This is a genomic window from Cysteiniphilum sp. 19S12-1, assembly GCF_052030685.1.
Classification (GTDB): Bacteria; Pseudomonadota; Gammaproteobacteria; order Francisellales; family Francisellaceae; genus Caedibacter.
Genome location: NZ_JBQAJM010000027.1, coordinates 1 through 13400, shown reverse-complemented (window position 1 = coordinate 13400; position 13400 = coordinate 1). Strand labels below are relative to the sequence as shown.

Below are 13400 nucleotides of genomic sequence, written 5' to 3'. Positions count from 1 at the left end.
TTTAAAATTCAGGGTCAGAGTTTATATTTTGCCCGCTCAATTGTCTAGCGCTTTAATGCTTGAATTTAATATAATACCCCAAGAAATTTAATCAGAAATCATCTTTGGCATACACAAAACAAACTGCTTAAGATATATCTACATAAACGCTTGTATTTTGAGGCTTCAAGCACTTAACAAATCAATTTTAATGTCCAATTCATTACAAATTCTTATAATTTACCAACGCCTCCTCCCTAGATAGCTTTAGATCAACGATTGGATAAGGGTAATCTTTACCAAGAGCAATGTCAGCACTTTGCAAGACATCCTCAGGGGCTAACCATGGAGAGAACAAGTACTTATTCGGAAGTTTACTCAATTCAGGCACATAACGTCGAATATACTCACCCTCACCATCAAATTTTTGTGCTTGAGTGACTGGGTTAAAGATGCGGAAAAAAGGGGCAGCATCAGCGCCGCTTCCTGCAACCCATTGCCAATTAGCACTATTATTGGCTAAGTCTGCATCAAATAAACAAGTCCAAAACCATCTGGCGCCATGACGCCAATGAATATGACAATTTTTTGTCAAAAATGAAGCAACAATCATTCTCACGCGATTATGCATAAATCCTGTTTGCCATAGCTCGCGCATACCTGCATCAACAATTGGAATGCCTGTTTGACCTTGTTGCCATGCTGTTAATAATCTCTTATTGTCTTGCCATGGATAATGATCAAACTTTTGCTGCCAATTCTGATCACTCAATTGTGGATAATGATAGAGCAAGGCATAATTAAACTCGCGCCATATAATCTCTGATAAATAGCATTGCTTATTATCGTTATCACACGCTATCTGGTGTACTTTGTCCCAGATTATATGTGGCGATATTTGTCCAAAATGCAAAAAAGGCGCAAGCTTAGACGTCGCATTTAGGCTTGGAATATTGCGATTATGTTGATAATCATTTAAATAGTTTCCAATAAAGCACTCTAAAGCGTGATGCGCCGCTTGCTCACTAATTTGCCAATGCGCTAATACATCATTTGTCCAATGATGTTTAGGTATTAAGTGTAAATCTGACAACTGCAGATTGCTCACTTTAACTTCAGCCAAATAGTCTTGTATCTTTTTAACATTATCCAATGGCGCTCTTGGTGGCATGACTTGCAATGCTTGGCGTTTGAATGCGCTAAAGACTTTGTAAGGTTCACCATTATTCTTTAATACCTCCCAGGGCTCCCACAATAAGCTGCTATTGAAACTATGCACATCTATCGCTTGTGTTTTTAGTTGCATCTTGATGTGTTTATCTCGCGTGATCTGCCATGGTGTATATAAGCGATTCCAAAATACCTGCTTAATATCATAGTGATCAACAAGCTCTGCAATGATCCTGCTAGGGTCTCCTATAAAAAATTGTAGTCGATGATGAAGTGTCTGATTTAATGATTGCAATGCATAGTGAAGCCATACTTTGCTTGCAGCACCGATTTGCCAGTCTTGTGAAGCATTATCATCAAGAATATAAATCGGCAAAACCACACCACTGTTTAGTGCTGCATTAAATGCTGGATTATCAATAATTCTTAGATCTTGGCGAAACCAAAAAAGGACTTCTGGTTTTTGCAGCGTCATGAATATTGCTCACCAATAATCGTTTTTAACATATTGATATGTTCATCACGATCATTCAAGCACGGGATAACGGCATAATGCTCACCACCGGCATTTAAGAATGTCTCGCGTTCTGTCTCTTTTAACTCTTCTAGCGTTTCCAAGCAATCAGCAGCAAATCCCGGCGCCATTACGAGCACATTTTTTTTACCTTCTTTAGCTAAATTTGCTAATACGTCTGTTGTGTATGGTGTAAGCCATTCTTTCGGTCCAAAACGCGATTGGAAAGACAGTTGAATATTTAAGTTTGTTTCACTGAGTGCATTTTTAAGCAACTCAAAGGTTCGTAAACAATGCGCTTGATACGGATCACCTTTTTGTACACATTCCAGTGGAATACCATGAAATGACAATAACAACACATCGGGCGTGAAATCAATCGTTGCTAAGTACTTTATGACACTTTGTTTTAAGGCATCAATATAAGCAGGATGTTCATAATACGGGGCAACACCGACAATATTTGGCTGATAGCGCATCGCTTGCAACACACGAAAAACCTCATCATAAACCGAGGCTGTAGTTGTCGCTGAGTACTGCGGATAAAGTGGCACAACCGTAACATCCGTAACACTCTCGATACTTAAAGCTTCAATCTTTGCTTTAATAGATGGCTGACCATAGCGCATTGCAAAGTCAACGATCACCTCATTGCCTAACTTGTCGGCAAGTTTGCGTGCCTGAGCCTTCGTGTAATGCATAAGCGGTGAGGCGTTATCCTCTTCAAACCAAACTTTTTGATAAAGCTTAGCCGTTTTCGGTGAGCGAAATGGCAAAATAAACAAACGTAAAATTGGCTGCCAAATCAAAGATGATGCTTCAATCACGCGCCTGTCAGATAAAAATTCTTTGAGATATTTGCGAATATCCTTGACTTGATATGAATCAGGCGTTCCTAAATTAACCAACAATATCGCTTTCTTAGATCTCTTGATTATCTTTTCGTTATTGCTCATATTCTTTACCTCATCCATTTTATCTGCATTATGTATTATCAAACCAACACGAGACTAATTAACCATTTACAAGGTGTTATTTACTGAGGTTATATACTTTTCCTATTCCCCTCTTTGCAAGATGGTTGGCAGCCGTAGGTTGACGGGGTGTTTATAAAATCATAATTTCTTTTAAAAGATGCATAACTTCAATTATTCACAACCACCAACAGTTATTTCATCGATCTTTAGACTGGCTTGCCCAACACCGACAGGCACAGACTGACCATCCTTACCGCAAACGCCAATGCCTTTATCCAAAGCAAAATCACTGCTAACCATTGAGATTTTCTGCATCACTTCAGGACCATGACCAATCAAAGAAGCGCCTTTGACCGGATGCATAATTTTACCATTTTTGATCAAATACGCCTGATCCATCACAAATACAAATTGCCCTGAGGTAATATCCACTTGTCCACCATTAAAATGAGTCGCATAAATCCCATGATCGATACTTTGGATCATATCTTCAAACTTATCCTCGCCTGGCAGCATATACGTATTGGTCATTCGAGGCAATGGTAGATGCGCGTAGGATTGTCTTCTGCCATTACCAGTTGCAGACACACCAAAAGCTTTAGCTGAAATTCTATCGTGCATATAGCCTTTTAAAATACCATTTTCAATCAATATCGTTTTCTGAGTCGGTGTCCCTTCATCATCAAAATTAAGTGAACCACGACGATTAGCAATACAGCCTTCATCAATCACCGTACATTTCTCTGAGGCAACTTTCTGCCCAATTTTACCCGAGAAATGCGAGCTTTTTTTGCGATTAAAGTCGCCTTCTAAGCCATGTCCTACCGCCTCATGCAAGAGTACCGCTGGCCAACCTGATCCAAGCACCACTGGCATCTTGCCACTAGGTGCGGGTTTTGCGTCAAGATTAGTTTTAGCGCCCTTATATGCCTCATCAACATAAGACTTCCATAGATTATGCTCAGTGAAGTAATGATAGTCATAGCGTCCACCACCACCGGCTGAGAAACTTTCACGTTTCTGATTATCTCCATCAACCATAATCAAACTAACATTCATGCGCACCAACGGTCTTACATCCATCACACACAGGCCGTCAGTATTTAAGATCAACACCATTTCCATGTTTGAAGCAATTGAAACCGTGACTTGCTCGATATTAGTATCTAACGACTTGGCATAAGCATTAATTTGGTGAAGTAGTGCAATCTTATCTTCCGCAGGCATGCTATCCAATGGTGATACTGTCGGATAATGGCGAATAATATGTGGTGTACTAAGCTTTTCCACTTTGTAGGGGTTAGCACTGTCTTTTAATAGGTAAAGCGCCGTTTTAATAAGCTTTTCAATCGTATTTAGATGTAGATCATCGGCATAAGCAAAGCCCGTCTCACCATCAAATACGGCTCTGACACCAATGCCTTGCTCAATACCAAAGCTGCCATGTTTAACAACACCGTCATCTAACATCCAGCTTTCAGAAATAATCTTTTGCAAATATAAATCACCAAAATCAATTCGCTTTTGGCTTAATAAGTTTAATAAGCCTTTTAATTTTTCCAAACTTAAATCAAACGGCTGTAATAACTGTTCACTAATAATACTGTAATATTGATCCTGCATTTTTTTCCTAAATTATTCAAATATACTGATATCACCACTGCCAACACGCAATATTTCCACAGGGACTTCGGTCATATCAATAACCGTTGTCGGTTCATAACCACAATAGTCAGACTCTAAAATATAATCAATCATCTGCGCACACGGTTCATTAGCAAAGTCTTCACTGTAAACAAGCGCATTATCCTGATCTGGCAAGATAAATGTGGTACTTAATAATGGCTCGCCTAAAGCCTCACTTAACATCAAAGGCACGGGATGATCCGGCACACGAATACCAACCGTTTTTTTGCTTTTGTTTAACATTAAACCTGGCACTTTGCTCGTTGCCTGCAAAATAAAGGTATATCCTCCTGGTGTCGCCCTTTTTAATAAACGATAAGCACTATTATCGACCTTGGCATATTGCGCAATCTCAGATAAATCACGACAAATAATTGTGAAATTATGCTTATCATTTAAATCACGAATCTTCTTTATTTGCTGCAGTGGTTTTTTCAAGCCCATCTTGCATCCCAAGGCATAGCCTGAGTCTGTCGGATAAGCAATGACCTTACCCTCTTTGAGTGCATTAACAATTTCTGCTAATACCGCCTTATTCGATGAGTAAGGATTTATTTCAATGTATTGGCTCATAGCAGCTTCTTACTTTATACTGGTCGCGAAAATTTGTGCTAAGTGTACCACTAACCCTCTCTGGAGAGAACATGAAGAAACTGCTTTTTGACTTTTTCCCTATTATCATCTTTTTTGTCATCTATAAAATGTATGACATCTACACCGCAACAGTCGCACTGATTATTGCCACGGCAATTCAGCTAACCTATGAAATTATTCGCTATCGCAAAGTGTCAATGATGCATGTTGTGACGTTTGTCTTGGTATTAATTCTAGGTGGTGCCACCGTTTACTTCCATGATGAAGCGTTGATCAAATGGAAAGTGACGATTGTCAATTGGCTATTTGGTGTGATCTTTATCTTCTCAACCTATTTAATGAAAAAGCCAATCATTCAACGCCTAATGGAAGAAAGTATTGAATTACCACAAAAAATCTGGAAACGCCTTAATAATATCTGGGGAGTGTTTTTCTTATTTTTAGGCGTGATTAACCTCGTTGTTGCTTATAACTTTTCAACAGATATCTGGGTCGACTTTAAGCTCTTTGGCATGCTTGGGATTACTTTTGTATTTGTTATTGGTCAAGGTATTTTTCTTGCCAAGCATATTGATCATAAAAAATAATTGCTCTTAAGTTACACACTCAACTCAATTAGAAAACTTTCAATCGCTAACTGCTTGTTAACATTAAAATGTTTGCCCTCATAGGACTTAAGCTTTAATAGCCGCTGATAAAAACCATATAACGCAATATGATCATAGCGATTGATTAAATGCTCTAGCACACTCTTTTGATCTTGTGTGAACGCAGTTTGTGATAAGTTTAAACGATAATAATAAGCATCAATCAAAAAGCTCATTAACCAATAAATTACATCCTGATAATACGCATTGATATCAATGGTTAACGCCAAGGGTGATAACTGTCCTTGAATCACCTGTATCAGCTCTTTACGTAATTGCCAGAAACTCTTATCTGTCTTAATGCGATCAATCACCCGAAGATCGGCCTTACTAATGGCTAATGCTTTGGCAATATCCTCATCATTCATTTGATATTTTTGCGCTAAATACACCTTTTTTTGCGCTAATGTCAACGCCAGATCAAACACCTGTACACGCGAACGCAACGTTGGCATAATCCACTGTAACTGCTTGGTTGTCATCAGAAAATACGTATTCTCTGGCGGCTCTTCCAAGCTCTTTAGTAATGCATTGGCGGCTGACGTGTTCAAGGCCTCAAGCGGACAAAGGATGACCACCTTGGCTTTAGCGCCATGACTTGTCAGATAGATACCTTCTAATAGATTTTTGATCTGATCAATTTTGATTTGTCCATCATCTGATTTTAGATAAAAAACATCAGCAGCTGTCGCAAGATCATCTGCAATATCATGCTCCAATAAAACAGAAGTCAGTTTAGTCAATAATGGCTCAAGTGGTAGATGATCGACATTATTTAATAAAATCCCGTGCGCCAGACGATTTTGCGCTAATGATGCTTTGATTTGCTCAATGAAATCAGTATAAAAAACACTTAGATCAATATCAGACATCTAGAGACACTCATGGTCCAACGCGTTGAAAGACTTTCAATGCACTATGGCACATGCTCGATAGTTTTGATTTTTTTGTTTTGTATTCAATATGGAATAACTTTAATGATCCCGATTGGTATTTATCCAACAAATAGGCATCACTTGTTTTAAGCGCATCAACTAAATTTAGCTCAAGGGCAGACTGTCCAAACCAGTATTCCCCCGTTGCCACTTTCTCAATATCCAAGTCCGGTCTAAAGTGCGCGATATGCTCTTTAAAGAGTTTATGTACTACTTCAAGCTCTTCTTTAAATTTCTCACGTCCCTCATCGGTATTCTCACCCAACATCGTCAAGGTACGCTTATATTTACCCGCGGTATGCAGCTCAACATCCACTCCTTTGTCTGTGAGAAGTCGATGGATATTTGGTAATTGCGCCACGACACCAATCGAACCAACAATAGCAAAAGGTGAAGCAATAATGGTGTCAGCAACCGATGCCATCATATAACCACCGCTGGCTGCCACTTGATCAATCACAGCTGTTAACTTAAGATTAGCCTCTTTAATACGTGCTAGTTGCGCGGCTGCTAAGCCATAACCATTAACTGCCCCTCCTGGACTTTCTAGGCGAACAACAACTTCATCATTTTTATTCGCAATCTGCAAGATAGCATTAACCTCTTCAGCTAACGCTTCACTTTGCGAGGCTTTAATGTCACCTTTAAAATCAATAACAAAAACATTACTTAAATCATCATGTTGCGCTTTGTGCGCAAGCTTTAGCTTTTCTTGATTGGCCTTATGCATTTTTTTAAATGCCGACTTGCTTAACACTTCATGCGCTAGCTGTTCTTGACGCTGTTGATAAACCTCATTTAATGATTTAACAACAAGCTGCCCTTTTTTGTTACTCGCTTTACCCTTTAATGACAAAGCCAAGATAAACCCAAAGGCAATGACGATGGCAATAACAATCGTTGCTGCCTCAAGCACAAAAAACAAATAATTAATGGCATGATCTGCCCACATACGATGAACTCCTAGTGACGACGGTAAACTTTCTTAACCTGTTTTGGTAATGTGCGTTGAAATGATTCACGCGCAAAAATACGCTCAGCATATTTTGTGATATCCCCTAATGATTCATCAAGTGGGATGCCTTGTGCCGGCAAGGCATGCAATAATGCCGCCAGTGAGCAATCCGCCAAAGTCATTGAATCTGACATAAAAAATTCATTTTCTGAAAAGATCGGTTCAATCGCTCTAAAGCTATCAACCAATGCCACCTTGGCTTCTTCAACTTTTTTCTGATCCGTACCGCACAAAATGAAGTTAAGCAATGAATACCACTCACGATCAATTCGTGTCATCGCCAAGCGCGTACGTGCACGCTCAACCGGATAGTTCGGCAGCAATGAAGGTGCTGGATAACGCTCATCAATATAAAGCATTACCACCTCAGGATCATAAATGACATAGTCACGCTCTTTTAAAATGGGTAACGTTCCTTCAGGGTTTAATTCTAAAATCATTTCTTTATCAATGATTTCATCCAACTCAACCACCTTGAAACTCATACGTTTTTCTTCCAAGGCAATACGCGCACTATGCGAATACGGGCAATCTTTTTTTATAAAAAGTGTGATATACATGAAGCAATTATTATCTATAAAACAAAATGATAGACAATGGTAAATGGTTTGCCCTAGTTGGTCAATTGCTTCAATTTGAAATTCGTAAATTACATGACATTTTAATTCAAAAGTATTAAGATGCGCCCGTTTGCCTAAAACTAACCAAAGGGGAGTCATCATATCATGCTAAAAATTCTACATTTTTTACTGGCATTGATCATCGTTGCGGTCATTTTATATTTTGCTAGCATGAATCGTAAGAACATTAAAGCACGTTTTATCGTTCAACTGATTATTATTGAAATTATTGTTGCCTATTTCTTATTAAAATCTGCCGTCGGCGCTGATATCATTATGTTTATTTCCAGTGGCTTTGATTATGTCATGCAATACGCGATGGAAGGTACTAAGTTTGTGTTTGGTTCGGTTGTACCTGAGAACTTCGTATTTTTCTTTAACGTGTTAATGCCAATTGTCTTGGTATCGGCTTTAATCGGTATCTTGCAATACTTAAAAGTCTTACCACTTATTATCCGCGGTGGCGGCTGGCTTTTATCCAAAATCAACGGCATGGGCAAATTGGAATCTTTCAATGCACTAAGCTCACTGATCTTGGGACAATCTGAAAACTTTATTGCCTATAAGAATATTCTATCTGAAATTTCAGAACGCAGAATGTACACGATGGCAGCCACAGCAATGTCAACGGTATCCCTTGGCATTGTTGGTTCATATATGCAAATATTAGATTCTAAATACATCATTGCGGCGTTGATTTTAAATATGTTGAGTACTTTTATCGTCTTGCATATCTTAAACCCTTATGACTACTCAAAAGAACAAAGCTTTGAGGATATGAGCTTACACGCTGATAAAAAACAAGTCTTTTTTGAAATGCTTAGTGAATACATCCTTGATGGTTTTAAAGTTGCTATTATTGTTGGTGCAATGCTTATCGGTTTTATTGCATTATTGGCAATGCTCAATGGTATCTTTAACGGCATCTTTGGCATTACCTTCCAAACACTATTAGGCTATGTGTTCTCACCAATTGCTTGGCTTCTTGGCATTCCGAGCAATGAAATTGTCCAAGCTGGCGGCATTATGGCAACTAAGCTTGTCTCTAATGAATTTGTTGCAATGTTATCATTAAAAGATCAACTAGCACATTTCTCAACGCATAGCATTGCAATTATCTCGATCTTCCTTGTGTCATTTGCTAACTTTGGCTCCATTGGTATAATCGTTGGCGCAGTTGCGGCTCTAAATGGCGAGCGTGCTAAGTTTGTCTCACGCCATGGCTGGCGCTTAGTCTTTGGTGCTACTATGGTTAGTTTCTTGTCAGCATTGATTGCTGGGTTAGTGCTTTAGCTCACGCGGGATATATACCCATCTACACCTTTAACACGCTTAATATGCTTTAAATAGTGCCTGAAAGTAAATAGCGATATTTTACATTTGCAGCGCAACGTATGGGCTAATATTTGACCAAAACTTAATTGGGGAGGTAAAAGTTATGTTGCGCATGGAAACTCAAGATAGGGTTACAGACAATCCCATACGCTCATCTCTCATTAAGGATGGCATTGTCTTAAAGTTGAAAGCAATTGAGACCACGATCGTGGTTAGAAAAATGGTAATTTAGTGCTGAGTCTTACTGTCTATTTCATTTCTTAATTTCAATATAGTATCAAGATCAAGTCCTGTCACTTTTGCAACTTTATCGCTAGAGTCGCCAAAAGCTAGTAGGTTACGTGCTGTTTCTTGTTTGCCTTTTAATTCACCCCGTTCTACGAGTTGTTGTGCTGCTGTCATAACGAAAGTTTCCTCTTCATTTAAGGTTTCTTTATATTCTTTAATCATCGTGTCTGCTGAGGTTTCCCATGATCGCAATGCATACATCCACCAGTCACGTCTTAATTCAATTTTAGTGCATTTCTGCAATCCTTGCATTAAGTTTTTGATGACACTATCATCAACCTGTTCATCAAAGGTATGCTTTAAAGCAATTTCAAGACCAGAGATCTCACCATGCTCCAACAGCTCTTCATCAGCTGATTGGCGATAATCGATCAAAACCGGCTTTAGAAAATACTTTTGCGCTAATTCCTGATGCTCAAAATTTTCAATAATATCAGTTGAATAAGGGTATGGTGAAGGCTTGCCATGATATGCAAGAAAACTTACAGCTAAAGGGTATTTGTCTGGTTTTTCAGTCTCAACAAAATCTTTCAGTGCTGATATATCATATAATGCATTACGCAAAGGATAGTGCTTATCTGGTGTGCTTTGATGCTCACTATGGGCAATTAACAACACTTCGGCATTGTCATATGTTTCGCAACTATAAACAATATCGCCGATTTCTTCCTTTAACTGCTCAAATAGCTTTGCATCTTTATCAGGGTCAATATTGTATTGCAGTATGATAAGGTTACGAATAAACGCGCCACTCATTTGTCTTAATTTCAGAGTTGAAAAATTAAGCTTCTTTTTAATGTCTTCGGGCAAATAGATTTCACATGCCACTTTAAACATATTTGGATCTGAGAAAGCTTTACGAAATTGTAGGTCGTGAGCACCCATAAGGTTTGCCTTAGTGATTATGCAATCGATCAATTATAATGGATATAATACTATCACGAATAAGTAGTGTAATCATACCAAAACAGATAGGGTAACAGGCAATTCCATACGCTCATCTCTCATTAAGGGTGACATTGCCTTAAAGTTGAAAGCAATTGCTACATTTATTGATGGGAAAAATCACTGGAAAAAGAAGATTGAAATGCTTAAGCATATCTGACAAAAATCGCATTTGAAAAATAGGCAAATGTCAGGTCGGGTCTAAACTTCTACACCAAATATGAGTTGCAATTTCTATTGACCTCAACGCCCGAATTACTCTCTTATATCTTTATGCAGCACCTTCCCTCTACTACCAACCAAGCAATGATATTAAAACATAAACAAACGGATCAATACAAATCCAAGCACAGCTCCTGCTAAGGGGGCTAAGATAGGCACCCATGCATAGCTCCAATCACTGGAGCCTTTGCCTTTAATGGGTAATAAAGCATGTGCAATTCTGGGACCCAGATCACGTGCTGGATTAATCGCATAGCCTGTGGGACCGCCTAAAGATAAACCAATTCCCCAAATAGCGAACCCAAAGACATAAGGTAACGAGCCATTAGCAAAGGGTAATTGATTACCGTAACTAATCAGTGCCCCAACAAATACAATCAAAAGGGTTGTCGCAATTAACTCAGTGACAAAATTGCTTCCCTTATGACGCATTGCCGGATAGGTTGAAAACACCATTAATTTAAAATGTGCATTATCGGTATATTGCCAATGCGGATAATAAGCAATCCAGACAAGAACACCTCCTAAAAAGCAACCAATCACTTGTGCAATCCACAGTAAAAGCACTTGACCAAATGAGGGGTAAATACCACCTAATAAATATTTGGCTAAGGTGACCGCAGGATTTATATCCGCTTGTGGTGACCCCGCCGCTTGAGCGACAAACACGCCCATCATCACTGCAAATCCCCAGCCTGCAGTAATGACGATCCAACCGCTATTTTCTGCTTTGGATTGTTTTAATAAAACACCAGCAACTACACCGCCACCTAGCAATATCAATACAAGACAACCGAGCATCTCCCCAAAAAAAGCACTATGTAACATAAATCATCCTCCTGTTATTTTCTTGCAGAAAGTGAGTAAAACTAATCTGCGGCGCTTAATATATCACAGATGTTTTTTACACCTGATAATATTTGTGGAGAAAACTGTGATATTCGGTTAGATGGCAGCTGAAACACTTGTTTATTTTTTACCGCTTGCAAATCCTGCCAACGTTGCCACATGGATGTTTTATCACTATGCCATTTAGCTGTATTTGATAACATAATAATTACGTTAGGATTACGCTCAACAATGGCATTAATAGTTGTTTGAAAGCTTACTTTATCAATATCTTTAAATACATTAACACCCCCGCATTGCGTGACAATATCATTTAAAACACCACTGCCACCGGCAACAAAAATCGGTTGCGTGGATAGTTGTAATAATACAGTTGGTTTATGCTGCTTTAATACTAGTGTGGCAGATTTTTGCTTAGTGATCGTCCAAAGTTTAGATAAAAAGCTTTTCTGTAATGCAATCCCTGCATTTTTGAGTTGAATACTTACGCCGATATCAGCAAATGATGCGGCTAATGACTCAAGATTATCCGCATTAAAAATAGCTACTTTAATACCGAAGCGTTGAAGTAAGGCAATTACTTGCGGCTGCGTTTGCCCCGCCCACGTAATTACTAAATCAGGTTTTAGGCTAATAATCTTCTCAACATTAAGTGCTTGAAATGAGCCAATATTCTGGTAATTTTCATAATATTTAGGCTGTCCAGCATAATAAATACTGCCGATAAGTTTGGTATTAATCACACTTTTAGCTTGCTCTTTTGCTGCTTCTTCAATGACATCATGGATAATTGCTGTGGTATTGGGTGAAAGTGAGACCACTGTAAAGACTCGAGTTGTATTGGCATATAGTAATTGCAATGGTAATAAAATAAAAATAACAAAGAATAAAAAAAGCAAATAACTATCATTAAAATGGTAAAATGGCTTTAATCTTATCGCAAACATCCTCCAACTCAGCAACGGAGATTCTCCCCTTAAATTTTGCATTACGCTGTTGCCAATCTAAACTTTTGATTTGATCTGACAATATCACACTTTTCTTTTCAGTGGCAATAGCAACTTCAAATGGATACCCCTTAATTTTGGTTGTCATTGGACAGCAGAGCATCAACCCTGTTTTGACATTATATGCTTTTGGACTAATCACCAACGCAGGACGGTGTCCTTTCTGCTCACGTCCCGTTTGTGGGTCAAAATCAAGCCAAACAATATCACCGGCATCTGGGACATATCTCACCATTTCTCATTACCTATCTCACGCCCAAAGTCAATTTCAGATTGCATATTTTCATCTGTAATTCCAGCAAGCAGGTCATTTAATATATATTTTTTCTTCTTCACAGGCTCAATGATAATACGCCCCTTATCCTCAGTAATATTGACCTCAGAATCAACATCAATCGAAATTGATTTCATTAAACTAACTGGTAGTCTGATTGCCGCGCTATTTCCCCATTTTTTTACATAAACTTGCATTATTTATCCTCAAAAAACTTAATGTATCTACATTGTAGATCGCAAAAGCAAATAACTCAATAAATTAAACACGGCTGTCCCATCTAAAAACCTTGAGCCAAAATAGTGCTTAAAGTCTGATTTCCCCAGGCTGCTTTCTTACGCAA

At 38.5% G+C, this 13400-nt stretch carries 14 protein-coding genes; 2 read left to right on the top strand and 12 right to left on the bottom strand.

Annotation, left to right across the window (positions count from 1 at the left end; translation table 11 throughout):
• Nucleotides 1–202: 202 nt before the first annotated feature.
• From ACTS4L_RS09000 to ACTS4L_RS08985, 4 genes are all read right to left on the bottom strand, one after another.
• The gene (locus tag ACTS4L_RS09000) at nt 203–1624 is read right to left on the bottom strand and encodes a cryptochrome/photolyase family protein (protein ID WP_440616541.1); all 1422 of its coding nucleotides are present in this window, start codon (nt 1622–1624) and stop codon (nt 203–205) included.
• Nucleotides 1621–2619 (bottom strand): ferrochelatase, encoded by a 999-nt coding sequence (gene hemH, locus ACTS4L_RS08995; RefSeq protein ID WP_440616542.1) that lies wholly within the window; start codon nt 2617–2619, stop codon nt 1621–1623. The genes ACTS4L_RS09000 and hemH overlap by 4 nt, the downstream gene beginning before the upstream one ends.
• Nucleotides 2620–2811: 192 nt before the next feature.
• On the bottom strand, nt 2812–4263 hold the full coding sequence (tldD, locus tag ACTS4L_RS08990; protein WP_440616543.1) for a metalloprotease TldD: 1452 nt from the start codon (nt 4261–4263) through the stop codon (nt 2812–2814).
• Between the two features lie 12 nt (nt 4264–4275).
• Nucleotides 4276–4899 carry an L-threonylcarbamoyladenylate synthase gene (locus ACTS4L_RS08985; RefSeq protein WP_440616545.1) on the bottom strand — a complete coding sequence of 208 codons (624 nt, stop codon included), beginning with the start codon at nt 4897–4899 and terminating at the stop codon, nt 4276–4278.
• Between the two features lie 71 nt (nt 4900–4970).
• Here ACTS4L_RS08985 and ACTS4L_RS08980 point away from each other — a divergent pair, with 71 nt between their 5' ends.
• On the top strand, nt 4971–5507 hold the full coding sequence (locus ACTS4L_RS08980) for a septation protein A (RefSeq protein ID WP_440616547.1): 537 nt from the start codon (nt 4971–4973) through the stop codon (nt 5505–5507).
• A gap of 11 nt (nt 5508–5518) precedes the next feature.
• On the opposite strand, the gene ACTS4L_RS08975 is transcribed toward ACTS4L_RS08980, so the two are convergent.
• The 3 genes from ACTS4L_RS08975 to ACTS4L_RS08965 are packed head-to-tail and all read right to left on the bottom strand — an operon-like array spanning nt 5519 to nt 8077.
• Nucleotides 5519–6439 carry a DNA polymerase III subunit delta' C-terminal domain-containing protein gene (locus ACTS4L_RS08975; protein ID WP_440616549.1) on the bottom strand — a complete coding sequence of 307 codons (921 nt, stop codon included), beginning with the start codon at nt 6437–6439 and terminating at the stop codon, nt 5519–5521.
• Nucleotides 6440–6449: 10 nt separating this feature from the next.
• Nucleotides 6450–7454 carry a protease SohB gene (sohB, locus tag ACTS4L_RS08970; protein ID WP_440616551.1) on the bottom strand — a complete coding sequence of 335 codons (1005 nt, stop codon included), beginning with the start codon at nt 7452–7454 and terminating at the stop codon, nt 6450–6452.
• 11 nt (nt 7455–7465) lie between these two features.
• Entirely contained in the window at nt 7466–8077 is a 612-nt protein-coding gene (locus ACTS4L_RS08965; RefSeq protein WP_283156695.1) for a glutathione S-transferase N-terminal domain-containing protein, read from the bottom strand.
• A gap of 162 nt (nt 8078–8239) precedes the next feature.
• Between ACTS4L_RS08965 and ACTS4L_RS08960 the strand changes: the two genes are divergently transcribed.
• Nucleotides 8240–9430 (top strand): NupC/NupG family nucleoside CNT transporter, encoded by a 1191-nt coding sequence (locus tag ACTS4L_RS08960; RefSeq protein ID WP_440616579.1) that lies wholly within the window; start codon nt 8240–8242, stop codon nt 9428–9430.
• Nucleotides 9431–9700: 270 nt separating this feature from the next.
• Here the strand turns inward: ACTS4L_RS08960 and ACTS4L_RS08955 are convergent, their stop codons facing one another.
• The 5 genes from ACTS4L_RS08955 to ACTS4L_RS08935 form a co-directional block, all read right to left on the bottom strand.
• On the bottom strand, nt 9701–10645 hold the full coding sequence (locus tag ACTS4L_RS08955; RefSeq protein ID WP_440616552.1) for an Rpn family recombination-promoting nuclease/putative transposase: 945 nt from the start codon (nt 10643–10645) through the stop codon (nt 9701–9703).
• Between the two features lie 372 nt (nt 10646–11017).
• Entirely contained in the window at nt 11018–11755 is a 738-nt protein-coding gene (locus tag ACTS4L_RS08950) for an MIP/aquaporin family protein (protein WP_440616553.1), read from the bottom strand.
• Between the two features lie 41 nt (nt 11756–11796).
• The gene (locus ACTS4L_RS08945) at nt 11797–12675 is read right to left on the bottom strand and encodes an ABC transporter substrate-binding protein (protein ID WP_440651954.1); all 879 of its coding nucleotides are present in this window, start codon (nt 12673–12675) and stop codon (nt 11797–11799) included.
• Between the two features lie 10 nt (nt 12676–12685).
• The gene (mazF, locus tag ACTS4L_RS08940) at nt 12686–13018 is read right to left on the bottom strand and encodes an endoribonuclease MazF (RefSeq protein WP_440616555.1); all 333 of its coding nucleotides are present in this window, start codon (nt 13016–13018) and stop codon (nt 12686–12688) included.
• Complete coding sequence (locus ACTS4L_RS08935; RefSeq protein ID WP_440616556.1) at nt 13012–13254, bottom strand: AbrB/MazE/SpoVT family DNA-binding domain-containing protein; 243 nt, start codon at nt 13252–13254, stop codon at nt 13012–13014. Before ACTS4L_RS08935 ends, mazF begins: the two co-directional genes overlap by 7 nt.
• Nucleotides 13255–13400: the final 146 nt, after the last annotated feature.

Bases quoted from the DNA above. Each gene is read 5' to 3' on its own strand.
- mazF (WP_440616555.1), bottom strand. From the start codon at position 13,018: ATGGTGAGATATGTCCCAGATGCCGGTGATATTGTTTGGCTTGATTTT.
- ACTS4L_RS08950 (WP_440616553.1), bottom strand. From the start codon at position 11,755: ATGTTACATAGTGCTTTTTTTGGGGAGATGCTCGGTTGTCTTGTATTG.
- sohB (WP_440616551.1), bottom strand. From the start codon at position 7,454: ATGTGGGCAGATCATGCCATTAATTATTTGTTTTTTGTGCTTGAGGCA.
- hemH (WP_440616542.1), bottom strand. From the start codon at position 2,619: ATGAGCAATAACGAAAAGATAATCAAGAGATCTAAGAAAGCGATATTG.
- ACTS4L_RS08980 (WP_440616547.1), top strand. From the start codon at position 4,971: ATGAAGAAACTGCTTTTTGACTTTTTCCCTATTATCATCTTTTTTGTC.
- ACTS4L_RS08985 (WP_440616545.1), bottom strand. From the start codon at position 4,899: ATGAGCCAATACATTGAAATAAATCCTTACTCATCGAATAAGGCGGTA.
- ACTS4L_RS09000 (WP_440616541.1), bottom strand. From the start codon at position 1,624: ATGACGCTGCAAAAACCAGAAGTCCTTTTTTGGTTTCGCCAAGATCTA.
- ACTS4L_RS08935 (WP_440616556.1), bottom strand. From the start codon at position 13,254: ATGCAAGTTTATGTAAAAAAATGGGGAAATAGCGCGGCAATCAGACTA.
- ACTS4L_RS08955 (WP_440616552.1), bottom strand. From the start codon at position 10,645: ATGGGTGCTCACGACCTACAATTTCGTAAAGCTTTCTCAGATCCAAAT.
- tldD (WP_440616543.1), bottom strand. From the start codon at position 4,263: ATGCAGGATCAATATTACAGTATTATTAGTGAACAGTTATTACAGCCG.
- ACTS4L_RS08965 (WP_283156695.1), bottom strand. From the start codon at position 8,077: ATGTATATCACACTTTTTATAAAAAAAGATTGCCCGTATTCGCATAGT.
- ACTS4L_RS08975 (WP_440616549.1), bottom strand. From the start codon at position 6,439: ATGTCTGATATTGATCTAAGTGTTTTTTATACTGATTTCATTGAGCAA.